Origin of the sequence: Winogradskya humida, from assembly GCF_016862215.1 — a bacterium.
GTDB classification, from domain to species: domain Bacteria; phylum Actinomycetota; class Actinomycetes; order Mycobacteriales; family Micromonosporaceae; genus Actinoplanes; species Actinoplanes humidus.
The window spans coordinates 56580-80623 of the sequence record NZ_BOMN01000064.1; the positions used below are offsets into that span (position 1 = coordinate 56580).

26 protein-coding genes are annotated in these 24044 nt (G+C 69.6%); 8 read left to right on the plus strand and 18 right to left on the minus strand.

Annotated features, from left to right (window positions below; all coding sequences use genetic code 11):
* Window positions 1–14 precede the first annotated feature (14 nt).
* From Ahu01nite_RS25255 to Ahu01nite_RS25315, 13 genes are all read right to left on the minus strand, one after another.
* Window positions 15–986, minus strand: a complete 972-nt coding sequence (locus Ahu01nite_RS25255) for a glycosyltransferase (RefSeq protein WP_203839104.1) — start codon at window positions 984–986, stop codon at window positions 15–17.
* The gene (locus Ahu01nite_RS25260) at window positions 976–2481 is read right to left on the minus strand and encodes a sugar transferase (protein WP_239159115.1); all 1506 of its coding nucleotides are present in this window, start codon (window positions 2479–2481) and stop codon (window positions 976–978) included. Before Ahu01nite_RS25260 ends, Ahu01nite_RS25255 begins: the two co-directional genes overlap by 11 nt.
* A 598-nt stretch (window positions 2482–3079) precedes the next feature.
* Window positions 3080–3295, minus strand: a complete 216-nt coding sequence (locus Ahu01nite_RS25265; RefSeq protein ID WP_203839105.1) for a ferredoxin — start codon at window positions 3293–3295, stop codon at window positions 3080–3082.
* Window positions 3292–4641, minus strand: coding sequence for an NADH-ubiquinone oxidoreductase-F iron-sulfur binding region domain-containing protein (locus Ahu01nite_RS25270; RefSeq protein ID WP_307794561.1), 1350 nt, complete (start codon window positions 4639–4641; stop codon window positions 3292–3294). Before Ahu01nite_RS25270 ends, Ahu01nite_RS25265 begins: the two co-directional genes overlap by 4 nt.
* Entirely contained in the window at window positions 4562–5650 is a 1089-nt protein-coding gene (locus tag Ahu01nite_RS50565) for a ferric reductase-like transmembrane domain-containing protein (protein WP_239159116.1), read from the minus strand. Before Ahu01nite_RS50565 ends, Ahu01nite_RS25270 begins: the two co-directional genes overlap by 80 nt.
* Window positions 5647–6561, minus strand: coding sequence for an FAD:protein FMN transferase (locus tag Ahu01nite_RS25280; protein ID WP_203839107.1), 915 nt, complete (start codon window positions 6559–6561; stop codon window positions 5647–5649). Before Ahu01nite_RS25280 ends, Ahu01nite_RS50565 begins: the two co-directional genes overlap by 4 nt.
* A 1-nt stretch (window position 6562) precedes the next feature.
* Window positions 6563–6919: a hypothetical protein gene (locus Ahu01nite_RS25285; protein WP_203839108.1), complete on the minus strand. Its 357-nt coding sequence runs from the start codon at window positions 6917–6919 to the stop codon at window positions 6563–6565.
* 95 nt (window positions 6920–7014) lie between these two features.
* Window positions 7015–7632 carry a response regulator gene (locus tag Ahu01nite_RS25290; RefSeq protein ID WP_203839109.1) on the minus strand — a complete coding sequence of 206 codons (618 nt, stop codon included), beginning with the start codon at window positions 7630–7632 and terminating at the stop codon, window positions 7015–7017.
* Complete coding sequence (locus tag Ahu01nite_RS25295; RefSeq protein ID WP_239159117.1) at window positions 7629–8780, minus strand: sensor histidine kinase; 1152 nt, start codon at window positions 8778–8780, stop codon at window positions 7629–7631. Before Ahu01nite_RS25295 ends, Ahu01nite_RS25290 begins: the two co-directional genes overlap by 4 nt.
* On the minus strand, window positions 8741–9562 hold the full coding sequence (locus tag Ahu01nite_RS25300) for an ABC transporter permease (RefSeq protein ID WP_203839110.1): 822 nt from the start codon (window positions 9560–9562) through the stop codon (window positions 8741–8743). Before Ahu01nite_RS25300 ends, Ahu01nite_RS25295 begins: the two co-directional genes overlap by 40 nt.
* Window positions 9559–10386 (minus strand): ABC transporter ATP-binding protein, encoded by an 828-nt coding sequence (locus tag Ahu01nite_RS25305; RefSeq protein WP_203839111.1) that lies wholly within the window; start codon window positions 10384–10386, stop codon window positions 9559–9561. The genes Ahu01nite_RS25300 and Ahu01nite_RS25305 overlap by 4 nt, the downstream gene beginning before the upstream one ends.
* Window positions 10387–10473: 87 nt before the next feature.
* On the minus strand, window positions 10474–11235 hold the full coding sequence (locus Ahu01nite_RS25310) for an ABC transporter permease (RefSeq protein WP_203839112.1): 762 nt from the start codon (window positions 11233–11235) through the stop codon (window positions 10474–10476).
* Window positions 11232–12146 carry an ABC transporter ATP-binding protein gene (locus Ahu01nite_RS25315; RefSeq protein ID WP_203839113.1) on the minus strand — a complete coding sequence of 305 codons (915 nt, stop codon included), beginning with the start codon at window positions 12144–12146 and terminating at the stop codon, window positions 11232–11234. Before Ahu01nite_RS25315 ends, Ahu01nite_RS25310 begins: the two co-directional genes overlap by 4 nt.
* 229 nt (window positions 12147–12375) lie before the next feature.
* Between Ahu01nite_RS25315 and rnhA the strand changes: the two genes are divergently transcribed.
* Genes rnhA through Ahu01nite_RS25330 form a run of 3 tightly spaced genes read left to right on the plus strand, consistent with a single transcriptional unit; the run spans window position 12376 to window position 14782 of the window.
* Window positions 12376–12840 (plus strand): ribonuclease HI, encoded by a 465-nt coding sequence (rnhA, locus tag Ahu01nite_RS25320; protein ID WP_203839114.1) that lies wholly within the window; start codon window positions 12376–12378, stop codon window positions 12838–12840.
* Window positions 12841–12875: 35 nt separating this feature from the next.
* A complete protein-coding gene (locus Ahu01nite_RS25325; protein ID WP_203839115.1) occupies window positions 12876–13679 on the plus strand; it encodes an LLM class flavin-dependent oxidoreductase in 804 nt (267 codons plus the stop codon).
* Window positions 13676–14782 (plus strand): epoxide hydrolase family protein, encoded by a 1107-nt coding sequence (locus Ahu01nite_RS25330; protein WP_203839116.1) that lies wholly within the window; start codon window positions 13676–13678, stop codon window positions 14780–14782. Before Ahu01nite_RS25325 ends, Ahu01nite_RS25330 begins: the two co-directional genes overlap by 4 nt.
* 89 nt (window positions 14783–14871) lie before the next feature.
* Here the strand turns inward: Ahu01nite_RS25330 and Ahu01nite_RS25335 are convergent, their stop codons facing one another.
* Window positions 14872–15876, minus strand: a complete 1005-nt coding sequence (locus Ahu01nite_RS25335; RefSeq protein WP_203839117.1) for a dioxygenase family protein — start codon at window positions 15874–15876, stop codon at window positions 14872–14874.
* 158 nt (window positions 15877–16034) lie between these two features.
* Between Ahu01nite_RS25335 and Ahu01nite_RS25340 the strand changes: the two genes are divergently transcribed.
* The 3 genes from Ahu01nite_RS25340 to Ahu01nite_RS25350 are packed head-to-tail and all read left to right on the plus strand — an operon-like array spanning window position 16035 to window position 18545.
* Window positions 16035–16610, plus strand: coding sequence for a 3'-5' exonuclease family protein (locus Ahu01nite_RS25340; RefSeq protein WP_203839118.1), 576 nt, complete (start codon window positions 16035–16037; stop codon window positions 16608–16610).
* A gap of 46 nt (window positions 16611–16656) precedes the next feature.
* On the plus strand, window positions 16657–17208 hold the full coding sequence (locus Ahu01nite_RS25345) for a winged helix-turn-helix domain-containing protein (RefSeq protein ID WP_203839119.1): 552 nt from the start codon (window positions 16657–16659) through the stop codon (window positions 17206–17208).
* Window positions 17205–18545, plus strand: coding sequence for an MFS transporter (locus Ahu01nite_RS25350; protein ID WP_203839120.1), 1341 nt, complete (start codon window positions 17205–17207; stop codon window positions 18543–18545). The genes Ahu01nite_RS25345 and Ahu01nite_RS25350 overlap by 4 nt, the downstream gene beginning before the upstream one ends.
* On the opposite strand, the gene Ahu01nite_RS25355 is transcribed toward Ahu01nite_RS25350, so the two are convergent.
* The 4 genes from Ahu01nite_RS25355 to Ahu01nite_RS25370 all read right to left on the minus strand — a co-directional run bounded on the left by Ahu01nite_RS25355 (window position 18516) and on the right by Ahu01nite_RS25370 (window position 21467).
* The gene (locus Ahu01nite_RS25355; protein ID WP_203839121.1) at window positions 18516–19493 is read right to left on the minus strand and encodes a DNA polymerase domain-containing protein; all 978 of its coding nucleotides are present in this window, start codon (window positions 19491–19493) and stop codon (window positions 18516–18518) included. The two genes, Ahu01nite_RS25350 and Ahu01nite_RS25355, sit on opposite strands and share 30 nt — an antisense overlap.
* Before the next feature lie 4 nt (window positions 19494–19497).
* Window positions 19498–19866 (minus strand): hypothetical protein, encoded by a 369-nt coding sequence (locus Ahu01nite_RS25360; protein ID WP_203839122.1) that lies wholly within the window; start codon window positions 19864–19866, stop codon window positions 19498–19500.
* A gap of 47 nt (window positions 19867–19913) precedes the next feature.
* On the minus strand, window positions 19914–20363 hold the full coding sequence (locus Ahu01nite_RS25365) for a hypothetical protein (RefSeq protein WP_203839123.1): 450 nt from the start codon (window positions 20361–20363) through the stop codon (window positions 19914–19916).
* A 63-nt stretch (window positions 20364–20426) separates the two neighbouring features.
* Window positions 20427–21467 carry a LacI family DNA-binding transcriptional regulator gene (locus tag Ahu01nite_RS25370; RefSeq protein ID WP_203839124.1) on the minus strand — a complete coding sequence of 347 codons (1041 nt, stop codon included), beginning with the start codon at window positions 21465–21467 and terminating at the stop codon, window positions 20427–20429.
* A 218-nt stretch (window positions 21468–21685) separates the two neighbouring features.
* Between Ahu01nite_RS25370 and Ahu01nite_RS25375 the strand changes: the two genes are divergently transcribed.
* Together Ahu01nite_RS25375 and Ahu01nite_RS25380 are read left to right on the plus strand one after the other, a co-directional pair.
* Window positions 21686–22729: a MerR family transcriptional regulator gene (locus tag Ahu01nite_RS25375; RefSeq protein ID WP_203839125.1), complete on the plus strand. Its 1044-nt coding sequence runs from the start codon at window positions 21686–21688 to the stop codon at window positions 22727–22729.
* A gap of 144 nt (window positions 22730–22873) precedes the next feature.
* A complete protein-coding gene (locus Ahu01nite_RS25380) occupies window positions 22874–23731 on the plus strand; it encodes an arginase family protein (protein ID WP_203839126.1) in 858 nt (285 codons plus the stop codon).
* Window positions 23732–24044 lie beyond the last annotated feature (313 nt).

Genomic DNA, 24044 nt, shown 5'->3' on the forward strand with positions numbered 1-24044 from the left:
CAGCGCCCTGCGCTTCAGGGACACAAATCCTCCTCATCGGTACTGCTGTTCCACACGAACGGTGCTGCTCCGGGGGCGGCCCGCACCGTCCAAGCCGCTGCCGAGCGCAGATCCGCGAGGGTGACGTCCTCCGCCTCGCGGGCCACGACCAGCTTCCTGCTCTCCAACTCCTGCGCCATCTCGACCTGGTGGTCGTCGACGTGCTCGCCGTGCGCCTTGCGCCGCGGGACGTACAGGGCCCGCTTGCCGGCCTGCATGGCTGCCAGCGCCGACCCCACACCGGCGTGGGAGATGACGACGTCCGCCTCGGCGAGGGCCGTGCGCATCTCGGCCATCGGCACCTGCCGGCGGGCACCGGTGGGCATTGTGTCGACAACCGTCGCACCAACCTGCCAGAGGACCTCCCACTCCGGGGGTATCAGTCCCATCAGGTGGGTCAGCAGCCGCGGAAACGTGTAGCGCTCATGCGTGCCGAGCGTGACCACAACCTTGCGTACGGGTAATGGATCGGTCAGTGCCTCGGCCTCGAACGCGTCGAAGATGGACCCGCCATAGCTCCACTCCCCGCCCGCCAGCTCCGGATACTGCGTGTAGAGACGCACGCCCGGCACCCGCGCGGCGAGCTTCCCCGTCAGCGACGGCCCCAGGGTGCGCGTGGCGCTCTCGATGTAGAAACACTCGATGCCCATCGCCGACGCCGGCACGAAAAAGGCCATGGCGACGCTGGCACCGGTGCTGATCACCCGCTCGTAGCGCTCGGCCTTGAGCATCCGGCGGGCCACCACCATGTCCTTGACCAGCCCGACGGCGTCACGGCTGGTGGCGGGCGGCACGAAGACCACGTCCTGCCCCGCCAGCAGCGACCGGCTCTGCGGGCTGTCGAAGGTCACCCAGCGGACGGCCCCGAGGCCCAGCCGCGGCACCAGGTTGTGCAGCTCAGCGAGGTGACCGCCGGTCGAGGCCACCAGCAGACTTTTAGTACGCACCGGAGCCACGCATGACCGCCATCGCCGTTCGCATGAGGATCACCAGGTCGACGGTGAGCGACCAGTTCTCCACATATCGGATGTCCAACCGGATCGAGTCCTCCCACGACAGGTCGGAGCGTCCGCTCACCTGCCACAACCCCGTCATTCCGGGCCGGACCACCAGCCGGCGCCGCATGTCGTCCGGATACTGCTCCACCTCGGCGGGCAGCGGCGGCCGCGGCCCGACCAGCGACATCTGCCCCAGCAGCACATTGATCAGCTGCGGCAGCTCGTCGAGCGAATAGCGCCGCAGGATCCGCCCGGCCCTGGTGACCCGGGGATCGTCGCGCATCTTGAAGAGCACGCCATCGCCCTCGGCGGCCTGCCGCATCGCCGCCAGCCGGGCCTCGGCGTCGACGTGCATCGTCCGGAACTTGTTCATCCGGAACGTCTCGCCGCCCCGCCCGACCCGCACCTGCCGGAAGAAGACCGGCCCGCCGGTGTCCAGCTTGATCACCAGCGCGACGGCCAGGAAGACCGGCGCGAGCAGCACGAGCAGGCCCAGCGCGACCGCGACGTCGAAGACCGCCTTCACCAGCCGCCGGCCGCCGGACAGCGTGGCGTGCTCGATGTGCATCATCGGCAGCCCGTCGACCGGCCGCACGGTGATCCGGTCACCCGCCGTGTCCACCAGCGACGACGACACGATCAGGTCGATGTCGTCGCGCTCCAGCTCCCACGCCAGCCGGCGCAGCATCGGACCGTCCAGCTCCGGGCAGGACAACACCATCACGGTGTCGGCCCCGGCAGCCGCAGCCGAGTTGGCGGCGGCACCGAGCCCGCCGTAGATCGGCACGTCGAGCGTCTTCCCGTCGGCGATCTGGTCGAGCGGCAGGCACGCGCCGATCACCTGGAAACCGTGGTGGTAGCGGCGATGCAGCTGCCCGGTCATCTTGGCCACCGCCGGCACGTGGCCGAGCACGAGCACCCGGTGCATGCAGGCACCACCGCGCCGGGCGCGCTGCAGGATCTTGCGCAACGCGAACCGGCCCGAGAGCGCCAGGAAGGTGGTCAGCACGAGGGCGATGAGCAGGTAGCCGCGGGCGATGTCGGTGTGGGCCACGTAGGACGCCAGCACGATGACCAGCGTCAGATGCACGCCGGCCCGCATGACCCGCTGGTACTCCTCGCCACCGACGAAGAGGACCCGGCGCTCGTAGGCGTGGGTCAGCGCGAGCAACCCCACCCAGGCCGGCGGGATCAGCACGGACAGCACTATGTACCAGTCGGCGTAGGCAGCACCCTGGAAGCGGAGCACGAACGCGGCGAGCGTCGCGATGACCGCCGCTCCGAAGTCGACGAGAAGCAGCAGCTTGACGTAGCGCGCTTCCCACACCCAGCGATCGGCGTGGCCGCGCTCCCCGAGCTCCCTTTCGGTGAACCCCGAATACTGCGGCGTCCGCGGTATCTCCTGTGTCGCGACCTCGTCGGCCGCCGTTTCCGTCGTCGTCACGACGCCTCTGCCTCCGATGAGGCCCCACGCCCGCTCGGCAATTTCAAGCTGTCCACAGTCACGCACCCCACCTACAACCCTGGCGGTGAACGCTAGACGAAGATCGCGTATTTACCGAACCCGCGTTTCGCAATCTTTATCGGCGCCTATCACGAATCTCCGAAGGCCTTTGCCGTTAACCCTGATCCACTTCGGACAAAATAGCAGTCGAAGCAGACCCGAAGGAAGACTCGCGCAGATGTCCGGTTTTCCACTCATACGCCCAGTCGATTTGTCCGGGTCGAGAACTTAGTGGTACCGAACGGTAGCACACAAGCGGGCGCGCTCCGGCCGCCGGTGGAGTTGTGATCTTCGATACGAAACGGCGCAGGTCGGCCACCGTCACCACTGGACGCCAGGTCGCCTCTGCGTACTTGACAGTGTCCTATGTAGCCGTTCTCAGTTAGCGTCGAGTCGGCTCCCAGTTAGCTCCCAGCGACCATTTGGGAGCGCTTCCATAGTTGACTCCGCGTGACCAACGGTCCGCTACAGATCATCGGGCCGACCTTTGTTCACCGTGGTGAAAAAAGATCGGCCCGATAGGATATGAACTAAACGTTTAGCTATTGACCAGCCGCAATGCAAGTGCGGGACACCGGTCCACGGCCCGTTTTGCGTTCTTCTCGAGCGCCCGCGGCACGGCCGGCTCCACTGCCCCGTCCCGCGCGAGCGGATAACCCCACTCGTCCTCGACGAGGATCTCGCTCAGCAGCTCTGCACAGAGCCCCCGCCCGTCGCACGCCGTCCAGTCGATGTGGAGTCTGTTTTCGCTCATCGCGCCTCCTCCGCCAAACACCGTCCGGCCAGGTGAGCCGCAACATCGGCAGCAAATGTGCGCATCGCGCTACGAATCATGCGCACGCTGCCATCCGGATGCCGGCACGCACCCCGCCCGCTCACCAGCAGACTCAACCGCTCAACCTCCCGCACAGCGTCAACCTCCCGCCCCAGCCCCGCCCGCCCCCGCCGATGTGCAAGATCGGTAAGCGTCGTCGCCAGCCGCGGCAGCCCGTTGATGCACGGCCCGCACTGCCCGGCAACCTCTCCGGCCAGATACCCGGCGATCCGTGCGGTCTCCACCAGCCCACAGACCCCGACCGGCAGCGCCACCACGATCCCCGCCCCCGGCGAAGCCCCGTACGGCGCAAGCCCCGCCCGGCTCACCGCCAGCTCCGGAAGCGCCGGCACCCACCCACCGTGATACCCGCCGACCAGCACCGCCTGCAACCGTTCAGCAGGCCCCCCAGCAGCATCGACGAGGTCTCCCAGCCGCACGCCGTACCCCGCCTCGACAACCCCGGGAACCCCTACAGCCCCGCCAACCGTCGCAAGAAACGTCCCCGGCTCCTCGGCAGTGCCGGCCTCCCGGAACCAATGCGGCCCGAACCGAGCGATCAACGCCAGATGCGCCAGCGTCTCCACGTTCTGCACCAGCGTCGGCGCACCCCCCACCCCGGCCTCGGTCACCCGCACCCGCTTGTCCGAAGGCACAGCAGCCCGCCCCTCAACAGCGTTGACAACCGCAGACTCCTCCCCCGCCACAAACCGCTCCGGCGCCACAACCACAGTCACCGGCACAGGATCAAGCCCCGCCCCCCGCCGAGCCCCCAACGCAGCCCCAACCCCTGCCGCCGAAGCCCCCGCAACATACAAATAGGCCTGCCGAGCCCCCACCGCCCCAGCCACAATCTGCAACCCATCAAGGACCAGATGCGGCTGGTACGCCATCAGCGCCCGATCCTTCCCACTGGCCGGCTCCCCCTCCGAGCCGTTACCGACGACCACCGGAACACCGCTCGCCCCCAGCACGGCCTCCACCTTGCGCCAGGTCGGAAACCCCGCCCCACCCCGCCCGGTCAGCCCCGCATCCCGCAGCAACCCCACCAACTGAGCGCCATCCAACCGCGGCGGCCGCCCATACCGCGCCAGGTGCGTATCAAGCCTGCCGTCAGTGGGACCAGCAAGCAGTCGCCGCCCCACACCCGGCAGAGCATCCACAACAGTCATCAGAAAACCTCCCTCAGCGAACAACGCACCCCGGTCACCAGACCCCACGGAAGCTGGAACGCCCCTGCTCCGACAGCCCACCCGCAGCACGCCCCTGCCCAGCACGGCTTTCATGACGCCGGCTCTGACCGTCGCCGACCTGCCCGTCACGGACCTGCCCGTCACGGACCTGCCCGGACCTGACTTGATCGGCTTGGCCCTGGCCCTGGCCCTGCCCAGCTCGGACCGGCCCGACGTGGACCTGCCCAGCTTGAACCTGCTCGGACCTGACCTGCCCGGACCTGACCTGCTCGGCCTGGCCCTGCCCCTGCCCAGCTCGGACCGGCCCGACGTGGACCCGCCCAGCTTGAACCCGCTCGGCCTGACCCCGCCCAGCTTGAACCCGCTCGGCCTGACCCCGCCCAGCTTGAACCTGCCCAGCCCGACCCTGCCCAGCCCGGACCCGCTCGGCCTGGCCCTGCCCGGCTTGAACCTTCCCGGCCCGACCCTGCCCAGCACGGACCCGCTCGGCCTGACCAGCCCGGATGCGCTCGGAGTAGGCCTGCTCGGCGTGGGTGGGGTCGGGGGTTGGGCGGCGGCGGGGAGCTCGGGTGGGGTGGGGGTTGAAGGCTGGGGTGAGGCGCCAGGTCAGGGCGGCGAGGACAAAGGCGACAGAGATGGCGGTGACTGTGCGCAGCCACCAGGTGCCGCCGTCCGTGCCGGTCTGCAGGCCGTGCAGGACCGCGATGGGCCAGCACAGGTAGGCGAGCCAGTGCACCGCACGCCAGGCGCGGGCGCCCAGCCGTTGGCGCAGGAGGCTGGTCACGATCAGCGCGATGATCAGGTCGAAGGCTAGGGTGCCCAGGCCCAGCCAGAGCGGGCGATAGGTGCCGGCGAAGGGCACGAGGAGGTCGAAGAAGCGCAGTTGCGCGTATGGGTCGAAGTAGAGGCTGACCACATGTCCGACGAGAAAGACCACCGCGAGCAGCGCGGCATTGCGGTGCAGGAGGTTGACGGCGAAGCGGGGCAGGCCGAACGCGGGCTGCCCGGAGCGTGCGCCGATGCCCAGAGCGACCACGATGGAGAGCAGGACGAGCGAGACCAGCCCGGTGCCGCGTCCGAAGTACCAGAGGGCGTCGGTCATTGCGGCCACCCGCCCAGCCGCGTCTCGTCCAGGCCCGGGGTGACGAGCCGCGACGGGACACTCCCGAGCAGGTCGACCGCCCCGTGCCCGCGGACGATCGCCGCAGTGCTCAGCGTGTTGGCTCGCAGGCACGAGAACGCGGCGACCGAGACCGTACGCCAGACCGGGCGCACCGGAAGCCCGGTCCGTGGGTCGAGGATGTGGTGCAGCTGCTCGCCGGGACGGCCCCAGACGCGGCCGGCCGTGCTGGACGTGGCGAGCGCGGCGCCGGCCGGGAGCCGGATCACGCAGCTCGGGTCGCCGGGCCGGTCCTGCACGAGCACCCGCCATCCGCCGTCCTGCGCGGGCCCGGCGGTGGCGATGTCCCCGCCGAGAGCAACCATGACCCCAACCCCGAGCTGCACAGCCACCCGGGCAGCGGCCCGATCCGCGGCGGCGGCTTTCGCGGTGGCGCCGAGGTCCAGAAGGACGCCGTCCGGAACGGTCAGCAACTCTCCGTCGAGCCAGACGCTGCGCCAGTCGGGCGTGGCGAAGACGCGGACGGCGGGGGCGACCTGCCGCCCGGTGATCGCAGCGAAGTCCCGGTCGTAGCCGAGCCCGCACAGAGCGCCGCCAACGGTCGGGTCGACATCCCCGCCGGTCTGGCGCGCGGCGTCCAGGGCGGCGGCCACGAGGTCGGCCAGCAGCGGGCTGACGGTCACTGGCAGCCCCCGGGACCGGCAGGCGTTGCGCAGCTCGGAGTCGGGCCGGAATCGGCTGCACGCGGCGTCGACGGCGGCGAGCTCGGCACGGACCAGGGCTGCGGCGTCCTCGACAGCGGCGGGGTCGGTGACCACGATCCGCGCGGTGGTGCCCCAGACGGACCACTGCGCGGTGTCGGCGCCGACCGGAAGCGTCTCGATCAACGGCATCTCAGGAACCTCCCGACGTCGATTGCCCGGAGTCGCTGCCCCCGCTGGAGAGCTGCGGCGAATCGCTGCTCGAACTGTCGCTGCTCGAACCGCTGGAGCTGCTGGAGCTGCTGTCACTGCTCGAACTGTCGCTGCTGCTGGAGCCGGTGCTGTCGGAGCCGGTGCTGTCGGAGCCGGTGCTGTCGGAGCCGGTGCTGTCGGAGGTCGTGGTGGAGGTGTCCGTGCTGGTGGAAGTGCTGCTACCTGAGGTGGTCGCGGCATGGGCCGCCACCCCCGCTGCCAGCGTGCCGGCAATGCCGGCTGCCACGAGCGCCCCTGTGATCGCGGTGGTGCGGCGTAGTGCCTTGTCCCGGTCCATCGGATCGCCTCCCTCTTTGTTGACGACTCAACCAATGTGCGGGGGTAACCTCTCTCAGCCCTGTGGCCCTGCTGAGCGCTTCCTGTGGATGCTCGTCAGAGCATTCCGAGCTCCATGGCCCTGGTGACGGCGGCGGTGCGATCGTCGACGCCCAATTTGTTGAAGGCCCGGAGCAGGTGCGTTTTGACCGTCGCCTCGGAGATGCCCAGCTCGCGCCCGATGTCGGAGTTGGTCGCCCCGCGGGCCACCAGCCGCAGCACCTCCGCTTCCCGCGCCGACAGGCTCGGCACGGCAGGACTGCGAACCTGCCGCACCAGCGTGGAGGCGACGCTCGGCGCGAGCACCATTTCGCCCCGAGCTGCGGCCCGGACCGCCGTCGCCAGGTCGGCCGGGGTCGTGTCCTTCAGCAGGTAACCCCCGGCACCGGCCTCGATCGCGCGCAGGATGTCGCGGTCCGACTCGTAGGTCGTGAGCACCAGCACCCGCACGCCCGGCACCCGCCCCAGAATCGCACCGGTCGCCTCGACCCCGTCCCCACCCGGCATCCGCAGATCCATCAGCACGATGTCGGGCCGCAGCTGCACGGCGAGGGCGACACCCTCGGCACCCGAGGAAGCTTCCCCGACCACGTTCAGGTCGGCCTCGATCTCCAACATCCCCCGCAGCCCGTGCCGGACCACGGGGTGATCGTCCACCAGCAGGATCCGGATCATGCCGGGACCTCCAATTCGACCGTGGTTCCCTGGCCCGGGGCGCTCCGCACGGACAGCGTGCCGCCGGCCTGTTCGGCTCTGGACCGCATTCCGTTGAGACCGAACCCGGGTGAATCCCCGCCGGTGAACCCGCAACCGTTGTCGCGAACGGTCAGCCGGACCTGGCCCACGGCATACGCGAGCACCACTGTCACCTCGGTCGCTTCGGCATGCCGGCGGATGTTGGTGAGGGCTTCCTGCGTCGTCCGCAGCAGCACGACCTCGAGCGCGGTCGGCAGGTGGCGGGGCTCCCCGGTCGTGCGGAACGTCGCGGTGGCGGGGGTGCCGCTCGTCGCTGCCCGGGTGACCTGACGGCGCAGCGCGTCGGGCAGCGAGTCCGTGCCCAGGGCGGAGGGCGTCAGGGCCGCGACCAGGGCACGGGACTCGGCCAGGTTCTCCTTCGCCGTCTCGACGGCCAGTCGCAGCCGTTCGTCGGCGAGCTTCGGGTCGGCGGCCTGCAGCAACGTGATGATGCTGGTGAAGCCCTGGGCGAGCGTGTCGTGGATCTCGCCGGCCAGGCGGGTGCGCTCCGCGGCGACGCCCGCCTCGTGCGAGAGCCGGCCGACTTCGGCGCGGCTGTTCTCAAGCTCGGTGATGAGCTGGGCCCGCTCCTGGCTCTCCCCGATGATCCTGTTGATGAACAGACCGAAACCGGCGGAAACCACGGTGGTCATGACGAAGATCGGGCCGTACACCGTGACGAACTCGTGGTCCTGGCCGCCGCGGACGTAGCCGGCGAGGATCGGTACGAGGTTGGCGGCGACCACGGCGATGATCGCCTGGCGCAGTTCCAGGATCAGGAACATCATCGGGCAGACCGCGAACAGCACATAGTTGACGGTCCCGACCGCATACGAGCCGGCCGCGAACGCGAGCACGATCGCTGCCGCATACCAGACGGCCGAGCGCCCCGCACGCACCAGGCGACGCCCCCAGAGCCCGTAGAGACCGGCGATGGCCACGATCGCCAGCTCCGCGTAGGCGGTGTCGGGGCCTCGTTCGAAGGCCACCGTCACGCCCACGCCGACCAGCACCACCCCGAAGAAGAGGTCCCAGAATCCTTGAGGCATCAGTCGCGTCGGCTCGTCCAGCGGAACGTGGTCAGGCACAGCACCAATCCGACCACACACCAGGCACCGAGAACCAAGGCGATGCGCCCGTGCTCCCAGGCACCCCCCGCTTCGAAAGTGGTGGCGGCGTCCGGCAGGAAGACCGAGCGGAAGCCCTGAGCCATCCACTTGACCGGGAAGACCGACGCGAAGGTGATCATCCAGTCGGGCAGCTGGGTGATCGGGTGGATGAAGACACCGGAGAGAAACTGCAGGGCGACGACCGGGACGTTGAGCACCGCGCCGGCCGTGCGGGAGTTGCGGACCAGGGCGCTGGCGGCGATGCCGAGCAGGCCACAGGACGTCACGCTCAGCACGAACAGCCACGCGAAGGTCACCCAGCGGCCCGCCTCGGACGGCAGTGGCATATCGAAGACGAGCACCCCGACCGCGAGCAGCACCACGACCTCCCCCGCGGTCAGTGCTGCCACCAGGATCAGCTTGCCCAGGAAGTAGGCGGTGGCGGTAACCGGTGTGCCACGCAGCCGCTTGAGCGTGCCGTCCTCCCGATCGGTCGCGATGCCGACGCCCATCGTGATGAACGAGGTCGAGATCACCCCGTAGGCGATCATGCTGGAGGTGAACACCTGGGCCGCGCTGAGCCCGGGCAGGTCGTAGCTGTCGGTGAAGATCGCCCCGAAGAGCAGCAGCAACATCGCGGGGAAGAAGAACGTGAAGATGAGCGAGGTTTTGTCCCGCATGAACTGCAGGAGCTCGATCCCGCCGCGCCGGACACCGATCGTCAGGGTGCTCACCGCGGGTGCGAGAGACGTCGTGGTCATCGGGCTTCTCCGATCAGGGCGAGATAGGTGTCCTCCAGCGTGGGACGGGTGACGGTCAGGCCGGCGAGATCGGCACCCTCCGCGACCAGCCGCATGATCAGGGCGACCGGGTCGGCCGCGTGCTCGCGGTGACCGCCGGACCAGCTCACCACGGCCTCCGCGGTGGCCCGGCCGCCGAGCGTCGCGGGCGTCCCCTCGGCCACGATGGCACCGTCGGCGATGACGGCGAGCCGATCGGCGAGCGCCTCGGCCTCGTCCAGATAGTGCGTGGTCAGCAGGATCGTGGTGCCCTCGGCGGAGAGCCTGCGGATGAGATCCCAGAACTGCCGTCGCGCCTCGGGGTCGAAACCGGTGGTGGGCTCGTCGAGAAAAACAATCTCGGGGCGCCCGACGATCCCGAGCGCGACGTCGAGCCGGCGGCGCTGGCCGCCGGAGAGAGTGCGGACCTTGGCCTTGGCCTTGTCGGTGAGGCCGACGAGATCGATGACCTCGGCGACCCCGCGGGGGTTGGGGTAGCAGCCACCGATATGCCGCACGATCTCGTGCACGGTGAGATCGGCCGCGTCGGCTGTGGACTGCAGCACGATGCCGATGCGCGCCCGCCAGTGCCGGTCGGCGTGCCCGGGGTCGAGGCCGAGCACGGTGACCTCGCCGGAGGTGCGGCGGCGGTGCCCCTCGAGAATCTCGACGGTGGTGGTCTTGCCGGCCCCGTTGGGCCCGAGCAGGGCGAACACTTCGCCGACCTCGACATCGAGGTCAAGACCATCGACGGCGCGGTGGGATCCGTAGGTCTTCCGGAGGCCCCTGACATTTATCGCGGTCATGCCATTGAGCCTGCCGGGCCGGGCCGTTTCGCGGGACGACCGAGTGACGGTCAACCGCTGTCCACCGTTCGGTGGACAGCGGCGTGACTACTCCCAGCGGAACTTGCGGGCGGCCAGCGTCAGCGCGATGGCGGCCCAGAGCGTGAGGCTGAGCCAGATCGAACCCGGCACCGCGGTGCCGTCCGTGAGCGTGTCACGCAGCGCCTGGGCGTGCGCGGCCAGCGGGAGCACGAAATATCCCGCCGTGCCCAGATCGGGAGCGGCGAACATGATGCCACCGGCGGCCAGCATCAGCACGTAGATCAGCGTCGCCCCCGCGGTCACCGTCTCCGGGCGCAGCAGACTGGCGATGAGCAGGGCGAACCCGCAGTAGGCGGCGGTCGCCAGCACCGTGACCCCGACGGCGGGCAGCACCTGCGAGAAATCGGGACGCCAGCCGACGGCCACGCCGACCAGCGCCAGCGCGAGGATCTGGATGCCGACCAGGCACAGGATCGCTGCGGTCTTCGAGAAGAGCAGGCCGGGGCGGGTGAGCGGCGAGGCACCGAGCCTTTTCAACACGCCGTAACTGCGCTCATAACCGGTAGTGATCGCCTGCCCGGTGAACGCCGTGGACATCACCGTCAGAGCGAGCACACCGGGCACCACGTAGCCGAGCCGGTCGTCGGTGGGCACGTTGGTGGCCTCGGTGAGACCGGCGCCCAGCAGCACGAGCAGCGGCACGCCCATGGCCAGCACGACGGCCTCGCCGCGGCGGGCGGTGAGCACGAGCTCCATGCGTACCTGACTCTTGAGGATGGCGCGCATCGGAGCGCGACCCGGCGACGGGGTGAAGGTTCCGGTTGTCATCGGGTCGCTCCCGCGGTCAGGGCCAGGTAGACGTCTTCGAGCGTGCGGCGGCGGGTGTTGACCGCGGTGACCTGCGCCCCGGCCCGTGCGAACCAGGCCAGCACCTCGGCGAGCGACTCCGTGTCGAGGGTGCCGGCGATCGCATACTCGCCGGGGCCTTCCTCAGTCACTTTGGCGTCGAGTTGGGCGGCGAGCGGCGCGATGGCGAGGCCGGGCTCAGCTCGCACCTGCAGGAGGTCGATGCCGGCAGCGGCCGTGAGCTCGGCGGGCGTGCCGGTTGCCGCGACGGTGCCGTTGTCCATGATTACCACTTGGTCCGCGAGGCTTTCGGCCTCGTCGAGCAGGTGGGTGGTGAGCAATACCGAGACGCCGTCGGCGCGCAGGCTGTCGACGAGCTCCCACGTGGTCTGCCGGGCGCCGACGTCCATGCCGGCCGTCGGCTCGTCGAGGAAGACCAGCTCGGGGCGGCCGACGAGCGCGACGGCGAGGGAGAGCCGCTGCTGCTCGCCGCCGGAGAGCCGACGGAACCGGGTCTTGGCGAACTTCCGCAGGCCCAGGCGATCGAGCAGCATGTCCACATCGAGCGGATTGGCTGCGTACGACGCGAAGAGCTGGAGGATCTCCCCTGCGGTGGCCCAGGGATAGACGCCGCCGGACTGCAGCATGATGCCGAGCCGCGGCATGAGGTCGTCGTGATCGGCTATCGGATCGAGGCCGAGCACCCGCGCGGAACCGCCGTCCGGGCCGCGGAAACCCTCGCAGACCTGGAGCAGGCTTGTCTTTCCGGCGCCGTTGTTGCCGAGCAGGGCAAGGATCGAACCGCGCGGGACGGAAAGTGACACTCCGTCAACGGCTGTGACCTCGCCGTACTTGACGACGACGTCCCGCACCTCGACGGCGTTCTCAAGCATGCCCGAACTGTACTTGGCACTTCGCGGGGAACCCCCGGGGTGTGGCCCAGACCGCTGTTTGCCGGTATGCTCAGTCATGGGAGCGCTCCCAAGCACATGGTGACGCTCTCGGAAATGAGTCTGCGGGGGCAGGCCGCCGATCCGGCAACGGTTCCCCCCGGGACCTGCAACGTCACGCAGGTCACCGGGTCGGCGGCCTGACACTGCCCGCCTTGTAGGGTTTCCCGCCATGAGTCCGGTCAGTGCGGTGGAGATCTACACGGATGGCGCATGCGTGCCCAACCCCGGACCCGGTGGCTGGGGTGCGGTGCTGCGCTGGGGCACCAGCGAGAAGGATCTCTGCGGCGGTGAGGCCGGCCAGACGACCAACAACCGCATGGAACTAATGGCCCCCATCCGTGCTCTCGAGAGCCTCAACCGCGCGCCTCTGACGGTGATGCTCTATACGGACAGCATCTACGTACGGGACGGCATCACGAAGTGGCTGCCACGCTGGAAGGCCAACGGCTGGCAGACCTCGGCGAAGCAGCCGGTGAAGAACGTCGACCTCTGGCAGCTCCTCGACGCGGCCGTGCGCCGTCATGACGTGCAGTGGCACTGGGTGAAGGGCCACGCCGGGCACCCCGAGAACGAGCGGGCCGACCGGCTGGCAGCTCGTGGCCTGCAGGAAGCCGTGGCCGCGGCCCGCGTCTGAAAAAATGTCGTACCCCCGGCCTAGCGTCCCCGGGCATGAGACACGGGGTGATTCTGCCCGGCGGGACCGGGCCTGAGCAGCTTGATCAAGCAATCCTGGCCGAACAGGCCGGGTGGGACGGCGTCTTCGTGTGGGAGGCGGCGTCCGGAGTGGACGCGTGGAGCCTGCTCGCGGCCATGGCAGTGCGCACGAGCCGCATCCGGCTCGGCACGATCCTGACACCGCTGCCATGGCGGCGCCCCTGGAAGGTCGCGAGTCAGGTCGCCACGGTCGACCAGCTCTCCGGCGGTCGCGCGATCCTGGGTGTCGGCGTGGGCGCGGTGACGACCGATCTGCCGCTGACCAGCGAGGTCATCGATCTGCGCGAGCGCGCCGCGATGCTCGACGACGGCATCGACCTGATCCGCACGCTGTGGGCGGGAGGCACCAGCTACCACGGGCCGCACTACGACTACGAGGTCGAGCGTGACGACCTGGCCGAGGTGGGCGGGCCGGTGCAGGAGCGGGTGCCGATCTGGGTCGTCGCGGCCTGGCCACGACCAAAGTCCCTGCGGCGCGCGCTGAGGTGCGACGGCGTCATCCCGCAGGGCCTGAAAACCCCCGATGATGTACGAGACATGCGCGCCTGGTTCACCGACCGCGGCGCGCCGCAGGGGCTGGAGATTCTCACCGAGGGCGAGACTCCGGCCGATGACCCGATCGCCGCGCGGGAGCAGGTCGCGCCGTGGGCCGAGGCCGGCTGCACGTGGTGGATGGAGACGCGCTGGGAGATGCCGCACCATGGCACCGAGCGGATGCGGCAGATCCGGGAGCGGATCGCCGCGGGGCCACCGTCATGATCACACCGTTCACGATCCGGGCGGGCGATGACGAGCTGGCCGACCTGCGCGAGCGGCTCCGGCGCACGAGATGGCCGGAGCCCGCCACCGCCGAGGGCTGGGCGCAAGGTGTCCCGTTGGAGCGAATGCGCAGCCTGTGCGCATATTGGGCCGACGGCTACGACTGGCGGGCGACGGAGGCCCGGCTCAACGAGCTGCCGCAGTTCCGGACGGAGATCGACGGGCTCGGCATCCATTTCGTGCACGCGCCCTCGCCCGACCCGGACGCCACCCCGCTGATCCTGACGCACGGCTGGCCCGGATCGATCGTCGAGTTCGCCCGGGTTGTCGCGCCGCTCACCAGGGACTTCCACGTGGTGTGCCCGTCCCTGCCGGGGTATGGCTTCAGCGACAAGCCGGCGACCACGGGCTGGACGGTCGAGCGCATCGCCCGCGCGTGGATCACCTTGATGACGCGGCTCGGCTACGACCGATTCGGCGCGTCCGGGCACGACTGGGGGACAAGCATCAGCACCAGCATCGCCCAGCAGGCACCCGAGAAGATCATCGGTCTGCACCTCATCCCACCGCTGGTCGCACCGGATCCGGCAACGTTCGGCGAGATCACCACGGCCGAGCGGGCAGCACTCGACGACCTCGAAACCGCCGGCCAGGACGGCGACGCCTACTCACTGCAACAGACGACCAGACCCCAGACCATCGGGTACGCCCTGACCGACTCCCCCGCCGCCCTGTGCGCGTGGATCGTGGAGAAGTTCGAGGCGTGGACCGACGGCGACACGCTCACCGACGACGACCTGCTCGACAACCTGATGCTCTATTGGCTGCCGGGCACGGGTGCGTCCGCGGCGCGGCTCTACGCGGAGAGCTTCCGGGACGTCCAGGCGCGGTTCCGGGTGGGCACCTCCGACGAGGTAGCGGTGCCGACCGGCTGCACGATCTTCCCGAAGGAGAATCCCCGGCCGTCCCGGCGCTGGGCGCAGCGGCGCTTCACCGACATCCGCTACTGGAGCGAGCCCGAACGCGGCGGGCACTTCGCCGCGTTCGAGCAGCCGCAGCTTTTCGTCGAGGAGGTCCGGGCATGCTTCCGCGCGCTCCGGTGATCTTCCGAGGAACCGTCTGGGCAGCGATCGTGGAGATCGTGGCGCGGCTGGCCGGGACGCTACGTGCCCGGCCGGCCGCGGAACGGGGGTCAGGAAGTCGCAGCGGGAGCGCCCGAAAGCGGGGTGCCACCGGGAGCGCCCCCACCTCCAGGAGCGCCGGACGGTGGGGTGCCTCCGGGAGCGCCGCCGCCTCCCGGGGCTCCGGACGGCGGGGTCCCACCGCCTCCGCTGGGGGCAGCTCCGCCTCCGGTCTCCTCACCGGACGGGTCGACCGCGATCGCGAGGGTCGCCTTGTAGCCGGCGTCCACGCTTCCAGTGACGGTGGCGAGCTCGGTTGCTGCGGAGTCGTCGCCGAAGACGTTGTCCGTCGCCAGCGTCACCTGGCTCATGTTGGTGACGCTCTTGCTGTAACCGTCCGTCTTGTAGACGACGTCGGCGACGTCCTCGGGGATGGCGATCTGGGACGTCTTCACGATGGGGCCGTCGCCGCTCGTGGCGTTCGCCACCGAGGAGTAGACCTCGAAGTGGATGTGCGGCCAGCGGCCCGAGTAGCACGCCGGGAAGATGCTGGTGAACGTCACCGTGCCGGTGTCGTCCGTCTCCTGGATGCCGCGCAGGTAGTTCTGGTCGGTGATGCCCTGCGAGTAGAGCGAATAGTTGCCGTCCCGGTCGCAGTGCCAGGCGTAGACCGCGGCACCGGTGACCGCTGCGCCGTTCAGGTCCTTCACCACCAGGGAGAATTCGAGAGGCACTCCCTCCGCGGTCCCGCTCGCGTCGCCGAAGGACGTGCGGATGTCCTTGCGCACGATGCCGTCGAGGGTGCGCACGTCCGGCCCGTTCGAGCCGTCCGCGGGGTAGGGGCCGGCCGTCTCGGACTCCACCTCGGTGGCCGACCCGCTCGCAGCGGAGGAAGCGGACGAGGAAGCGCCGGAGGTCGAGGTCGAGTCGTCACCGCACGCTGCGACCAGAGCCAGCGTCCCCATGCCGCCGAGCCCGGCGAGCAGCCGGCGACGCGACATGGTCCGCAGGTCGAAGCGCAGTCCCTTGTCGTGGACCCTTCGCACGTACGCGGCGTTGTCTTCTGGTTCCTGCATCGGTGTGGCCTCTCCTCAAAAACCTCGGGAACGGATGCGACAAGCAAAGCGACGGCGACTGTGGGTGACCTGTGACGGTGTTGTGTAGCCCGGATGAGCGGGTAATCGTCCGGGTGAAACACCTTTCTCACGCGCACGAGCGGCCCTAGGCTCGCCGCGTGCCGACCGATCTCTACATCTCCACCGACATCGAGGCGGACGGGCCGATCCCCGGCCCGTACTCGATGCTGTCCTTCGGCATGGCCGTCGCCGCGACGTTCGACGGGACAACGTTCAACCGGCTGGAGGGTGACACCTTCTATCGGGAGCTGCAGCCCATATCGCCCGACTTCATTCCGGAGGCGCTCGCGGTCAGCGGGCTCGATCGGGCGGCGCTCGCACGGACCGGTGCCGCCCCGGCCCTGGCGATGGCCGAGAACGTGGCGTGGCTGGCCGAGATGGCCGGGAAGCACCAGGCCCGGCCTGTGTTCGTGGGTTATCCGCTCGGCTTCGACTGGATGTTCACGTACTGGTACCAGGTGCGTTTCACCGGCGGCTCCCCGTTCGGGCACTCGGCTCATCTCGACCTGAAGACACTGTTCGCACAGAAGGCTCACCGGCCGATCCGCGGCGTGGGCAAGCGCTCGATGCCGCGGCACCTCCTCGGCGACAACCCGCACACCCACCACGCCCTCGACGACGCGATCGAGCAGGCACAACTGTTCTGCAACGTCTTCGAATGGGACGGCGTTTAGTAAAGAGCTCTTGCGCAACGTTTGTTAACCGTGCCATGGTGGGGTCATGGCACAGATCAAGGACGCCGCCGTGCTCAAGGCGGTCGCTCACCCCGTACGCCGCAGACTGCTCGACGTGCTGCGCGTCGACGGGCCGTCGATGCCGAGCGTGCTGGCCCGCGTCACCGGCCAGGCCGTGGCCAATGTCAGCCACCACCTGCGGGTTCTCGCCGAGGCCGGGCTCATCGAAGAAGCCCCCGAGCTCGCCCGCAACCGCAAGGAGCACTGGTGGCGGATGCCGGACCGCAGCATCAGCTGGCAGCTCGCCGACTTCGCCGGTGACGCCGCCGACCTGGCCACCGCGGACGCCGCCATGGCGATGGGTCTGCAACGGCAGGTCGACCTGATCAAGACCTGGCTCGGCAGCCCCGCTTCGAGGGAGGAACCGTGGACGTCGAGTGCCTTCTCCACCGATGGCTTCCTGAATCTCAGCCCGGCCGAGCTGGCCGAACTGGGCGACGAGATCCAGCAGGTGATCAACCGCTTCGCCGGCCGCCCGCCGGCCGAGGATCGCGAACCGGTCTTCGTCATCGGCCGCGGCTTCCCGGGCCGGCCATGACCACAACGGCCGAGAACGAAGCCGAGAGCCGGGCCGAGAACAAGGCCGATGGCAGGGCCGGGAGCCGGGCCGAGGGCAAGGCAGCCAGCCAGGGCGTACTGAAGGATTCGGCGTTCCGCCATCTCTGGGCGGGCATGACGGTCAGCAAGTTCGGCAGCTCGATCGCGAGCATCGCGACTCCGCTGATCGCCGTGCAGGTGCTGGATGCGAGCGCTTTCCTGGTCAGCCTGCTGACCGCCGCGGTCTGGCTGCCGTGGCTGCTGATCGGGCTGCCGGCCGGCGCGTGGATCGACCGCATCGCCCGGCGCCCGGTGATGCTGGTCAGCGACCTGCTGGCCGCGGTCGTGGTGATCAGCGTGCCGATCGCCGCGTGGCTCGGCGTCCTGACCGTTGGCCAGCTCATCGTGGTGGAGATGCTGCTCGGCTGTGCGTCGGTGTTCTTCACCGTGGCGTGGACCGCGTATCTGCCGGCGATGTTCGACAAGGACCGGCTGGTCGGTGCGAACTCGATTCTGCAGGGGACGGAGTCGACGGCGCAGGTTGCAGGTCCGGCGCTGGGTGGCGTACTCATAGCAGCAGTGACAGCGGCCACCGCCCTGGTCGCCGATGCCGTCAGTTTCCTGGTCTCCGCCTTCTTCATCTGGCGGATCCGCAGGCCGGAGACGCGGCCGGAGCGGCCTGAGCAGCGCGAGAGCATCCGCAAGGACATCGCGGCCGGGATCCGCTGGCTGGCCCGCGACCGCTACCTGCGCAACCTCACGATCCACGGCGCGACGGCCAACCTGGTCCTGACCGGTATGAACGCGCTGCTCATCGTCTTTCTCGTGCGGGAGATCGGGCTGGGCACCACCGGGGTCGGCCTGCTGATGGCGATCACCGCGGTCGGTGGGGTCGGTGCCGCGGCCGCCGCGCCGGTTCTCGCCCGCCGGTTCGGCGCGGCGCGCACGATGGTCGGCTGCAAGACGCTTGCGGGGGTAGCCGCGACGCTGGTGCCCCTCACCCGGCCCGGTGCCGGACTGGCCATCTATGTCGTCGGCATGATCGTCATGGTGTTCGGGGTGGTCGCGGGGAACGTTCTCGCGGGCAGCTTCCGGCAGGCCTACTGCCCGCCCCACCTGCTCGCCCGGGTCGTGACCGGCATGCAGTTCGTCAACCTCGGCGCGATCCCGGTGGGGGCCGTTCTGGGCGGGGCGGTCGCGAGCGCCTTCGGCGTCCGGACAGCAATCACCATCATGACCTTGGGGTACGCCGTGAGCGGACTGATCCTCCTCCTCGGCCCGTTCCGCGGCCGGCGGGACCTCCCGGCGTCACCCGCTGACGTCGCCCTCGCCGGCTGACCGTTTCGCCCGGGCGCGACGCTTGCCCTCGTGCATCGCCGCGACCCGGGCCACGGGGATCGTGTGCCCCTCCGCCACGAGCCCACTGTCCAGCTGCTGCGGGGCGGGCATCGAGTCGGACCACGGGTCAGTGTCGGCGAGAATCGCGGGCGTTGAGCGTACGGTGAAATCGGCGGGAGTGATCTCCGGAAGCCGGTCCCATCCGACCGGGAACGAGACCGGAAGTCCTGGCCGGACCCGCGGGCTGTAGGCAGCGACGACGCTCGCACCACCGGACCGCGTCGCGTCGAGGAAGACCTTGCCGTGCCGATCATCGCGGATGAAAGCGGTCGTCGCCAGCTCGGGATCGAGGCGTTCGGCGCGGACGGCCACCGCCCGCGTCGCCGCCGCGACATCAACGGTCTCCGCGGCGCCGTCGAGCGGGACGAAAATGTGCACACCCTTGGAACCGCTCGTCTTCACCGCGCCGTCCAGGCCCACGTCGTTGAGCGCCCTGCGCACCAGTAGGGCAGCCGCGACCACCACGTCGAAGCCGCTGCCCTCGGGCGGATCGAGATCCATGATCAAATGGGTCGGATGGTCACGGTCCGTCGCCGTCATCAACGTCGGGTGATATTCGATCGCCCGCTGATTACCGAACCACAGCAGCGTGCGCCGGTCGTTGCAGAGCGCGTAGAGAACCTCGCGGTGCGACGCCTCCGCCCAGACCTTGGTCCGCGGCACCCACTCCGGCGTGTATTTCGGCAGATTCTTCTGCATGAACTGGTCCTGGCCGCGCAGCAGCCGGATCACGGACAGCGGCCGGTCCCGCAGCACCGGGATGATCCGGTCGCGGACCGCGTCGAGATAGTCGACCAGCTCGCGCTTGCTGACCCCGGCCTCAGGAAAGAGCTCCTGGTCCAGGTTGGTCAGCGGTACGCCGTCGCGCTCTTCTTTCTCGGCAACCATCGCCTCATCCTGCCTGCACCACGCTGATCGCGGGAACCACCATCGCCAGAGTCAGCACCGCAAAACACCCGCCGGTGAAATACAGACCGTTACGGGTGGCGATGGCGGCCCCGGTGAACGGCAGCACCACGGCGAGCAGCGCGGCGAAGAGGAGCACGCCGTCCTCGCGCTGCGTGCCGAGCACACCCCAGCCGACCAGGAACGGCACGCTGACCAGCCACGCCAGGGTGACGACCGCGATGTGCAGCGCCGCCTGGATGCGGCGGGCGGCCGCCTGACGGTCGGCGTGCATCTCCTGGGCGGTCCGGCGCAGCGGGGCAGGTCTCACCGGATCGGCGGGTCGTTCAACGGGCCGCTCTATCTCAAGCGTCACAAAAGCACCTTAAAGGAGTTCGTCGTGGTGTGCGCGGCGAAGTACGGTCAGCCACCGGGACAGGTATTGGTGCCGCCGCTCATGGTCACGCAGCCCCGGGAATTGCCCCTGTCCGGCGCATTTCCCTGGTCGGCCCTGTTTCCCTGATTGGCCATGGCGGAAACCAGCCCCAGCACGACAATCGCGGCGGTGATCACGCCGTAGAACGCGGCGAGAACCGGCTTATTACCCCAGAGTGCGACGCCGGTAGCCAATGCGGGCAGCGCCACCAGCAGGACGACGGCTGAGTTCAACATCCACTGACCGTCGGCGCGGGGCTCAGTCCCGCCGAAATTCAGACTTCGGAAGAAACCCATGATTCCGAGCACCGGCACCACCGTGATCCAGAGCAGGGTGATCAGCCCTACCCAGCCGCCCGCATTGTCCCGGGCGTCCGTATCCGGTCTCTGCTCGGCAAGCGCCTGCGCGTCCACCGAGTTGAGCGACCTCTCGTCCATTGCTCGAAAGCTAGCGGCCCCAGGGGTCATGATCTGCAACGGTGCGGGCACAGTTCGGCTGCTTTATCTGGGGGGACGTTCTCCGCTGCCACGTGGGATCACCGTTGTCGAGATGGTTACTGTGCGTGCGGGGCCACGGAACCCGCTGATCCGCTCATGAGCCAGCCGCGCCGCTTCCCGGCCCATGGCGACCGAATCGTGCGCCACGACGGTCGCACCGATCACATCGGCCAGGTCAAAATCGTCAAAACCCACCAGCGCCGGTGGATCCGTGTGCCCGCGCAGCGCCCGCAGGGCCCCGGTCGTCAGCCGGTTGTTGGTGGTGAACAACGCGGTCGGGCGCGGCTCCAGCTCCAGCAACTCCCGGACGGTCTCCTCCGCACGCCGCACATCATGCACATCAGTACGCAGGTACGGCTCCCACTCCTCGTTACCCGCCGCCTTCATCGCCGCCACGAAGCTGTCGATCCGCGCCCGCTGCGGCGCCATCCGCGCGAGATCGGCCACCAGCGCGATCCGCCGATGCCCACCGGCCAGCAGGTGTTCCGCCGCCGCCCGCGCACCGCCGACGTTGTCGATCAGCACGGCGTCGGCCGTCGCCTCATCCGGCGGGCGGTCCAGGAAGACAAAGGGCACCCCGCGATTACCCTCGATCGCCAGGTAATCGTGGTGCTCCCCGCTGGGCACCACGAGCAGAGCCCGCACCCGGCGCTGCAGGAACGCGTCGACCAGCGACTGCTCGAGCTCGGCGTCCTCGTCGTTGTTCGCCGTCACCAGCTGCAGGCCGTGCTGACGTAGCTCGCGCTCGATCCCGCTGGCCACCGCGGAGTAGAACGGGTTGGTCAGATCGCCGCTGATCAACCCGACCAGCGCGGAAGTAGCGCCGCGACGCAGCTCACGAGCGATGCCGTTGAGCCGGTAACCCAACCGGTCCGCGGCCTCACGAACCCGGCGCCCGGTCGCCTCGGCAACGTTCGGCTCGTCGTTCAACGCCCGGGAAGCGGTCTTCAGACTGACGCCCGCCAGCGCGGCGACCTGCGTCAGCGTGGGCCGGCGCCCGGCCGCCGCGTCGAAGGACCCCTCGGCGGGCCGGGATGCGGACATGGTGCTCCGGATTCTGCAGCGATGGTTATTGGCACAGGGACAGCAGTATGACATCGATGTCTGCCGTCCCCTATGGCACTGCGAACGAATCCAGCCGATCGGCGTATCTGAAACCTCCCCCGGGTGCGTGACCCTCCTCTCGGGGTCGAACCTTGACCCTCCCCTAAGGGGAGACGGGAGGCTGTCCCCATCGGTTCTTCACAAGGGGGCGGTTGCACATGCGGTTGGTGACCATCGGGGCCTTCGCGCGGGCAGCGCGGTTGTCACCGAAAGCGCTGCGCCTCTACGACGAGCTCGGCCTGCTCCCACCGGCCGCCGTCGACGCGGACACCGGCTACCGCTACTACGACCCGGCCCAGCTCGACCGCGCCCGCCTGGTGGCCTGGCTCCGCCGCCTCGACATGCCCCTCGCCCGGATCCGCTCCGTCTGCTCGCTGCCCGCAGCGGAGGCCGCCGCGGCAATCGCCACGTTCATGGCCGAAGCCGAGGCCGAGCTGGCCGCCCGATCCCGCCTCGCGACGTTCCTCACCGACTACCTCACCGGCAAAGGAGCCCCCATGCCCGACACCAACCCCACCCTCGGCCTGCGCTTCGCCACCGGCTGCGAGATCGGCAAGGTCCGCGAAACCAACCAGGACTTTGCGTACGCAGCAAGCACGCTCCTCGCCGTAGCAGACGGAGCCGGTCCCCACGGCGCCGAAGCATCCACCCTCGCCGTCAACACCCTCCGCACCGTGCCCACGGCAGAGCCCTCTCTCGAAGCCCTCACCACCGCCCTCCACGACGCCGACGAGGCGATCCGGGCCCTTCCCGGCGGCGAACCCCGCCCGATCACCACCCTGACCGCCCTGATCTGGTCCGGCACCCGAATCGCGGTGGCCCACATCGGCGACACCCGCGCCTACCTGCTCCGATCCGGGCACCTCTCCCGCTTCACCGACGACCACAGCTACGCCCAGCACCTGGTCGACACCGGCGACCTCCCACCCGGCGACCTGCTCAACCACCCCCAACGGGCGCTCCTGATGCGCGCGCTCGGCTCGAGCGGCGAAGCAGACCTCTCCCTGCGAACAGCCCTACCCGGTGACCGCTACCTCCTCTGCACCGACGGCCTCTGGACCACAGTCCCCCACCCCGACCTGCACACCCACCTGAGAACCGACTCACCCCAACAAGCAATCGACAACCTCATGTCCGCAGCCCACGAAGCAGGCGCCCCCGACAACATCGCCTGCGTAGTAGCCGACGTGGTCCCCGCATGACCCACCCGATCCCGCCGCGAAGGGCTGACCCACCCGTTCCGCCCCGGATGGCTGACCCCGGCGTTCGGCGTCGTGGGGTGTCGGCTTTGGGCCTTGGAGGAACGGCGGTGTGGCAGGCGGCTCCTGTGCGGCAGAGTGAACAGCATGGTTCTCCGGTGGAGTGTTATCGGTGCGCCGTCGAGCGCGGGAGCCCGGACGCCTGGTGTGGACAGGGCACCGGCGGCGTTGCGGGCCGGCGGGTTGCTGGCCGCGTTCGACGACCGGGGCATCTCCGTGCACGATCTCGGCGACCTGCCCGGCTTTCGGTGGCGCCCCGATCCGAGCCGGCCGAACGCGCAGAACGCCGGCGCCGTGCTCCGGATGGCGTCCGACCTGGCCGGCGTGGTGGCAACCGCGCCAGGAATGCCGCTGGTGCTGGGTGGCGACAGCACGGCGACGTGGGGACTTGTCGCGGGAACGGGCAGCCCGGCGTTGGTCTACATCGACGGCACACCGGGCCTGCACACTCCGGAGACGCGGCCGGCCGGCAACCTCAGCTCGATGGTTCTGGCTCACCTGCTGGGCCTGCCGGGCTGCGATCTCACGCTGGCCGCGTTCGCGTCGGTGCTGCCTCGCCGGGTGGTTCTCTACGGCGAGGACCTGCCGGTGGACGACCCCCAGCTCAGCGTCGCCGACCGGCTCCGGCTGTCCCGGATAACCGCCAACGAGGTCCACGCAGGGCCGGCCAAATCGGCGGCCCGTGCCCGCTTCACCGTCGAGGACGCCGCCGAACATTTCGTGGTCCACGTCGCCGCGGACGTCCTCGCATTTGCCCACGCACCCTACGCGGACGAGCCGCAACCGGGTGGTCTGAGCCTGCAGGAACTGACCGGAACCCTCGCCGTCCTGACCGCCAGCCCCCAGTTCGCCGGCCTCGCCCTGACCAACGTCAACCCGGACCACGTCCCGGACGAACCGGCCCTCGCTCCCCTCATCGAAGCCCTCGCCGCTGGCCTCGCCTGACTGTGAGGCTGGTGGCGTCGGCTCGTTGATGATGGGCTGGCGGTTGGCAGTGGTAGACGTGATTCTTCGCCTGACCGGCCTTTGTGCCTTCGGCCGGATTTGTCCGTCTCCTACTGGCGTTCCCAGACGTCCGGCGTTCCCAGACGTCCGGCGTTCCCAGACGTCCGGAACGCAGGTCGGCCGCTCAGGCAGACCGACTGGCCGGCGTTGAGGCCCACGAGGGCGGGGCCGGTGGCCGGCGTTGAGGCCCACGAGGGCGCGGCCGGTGGCCGGCGTTGAGGCCCACGAGGGCGCGGCCGGTGGCCGGCGTTGA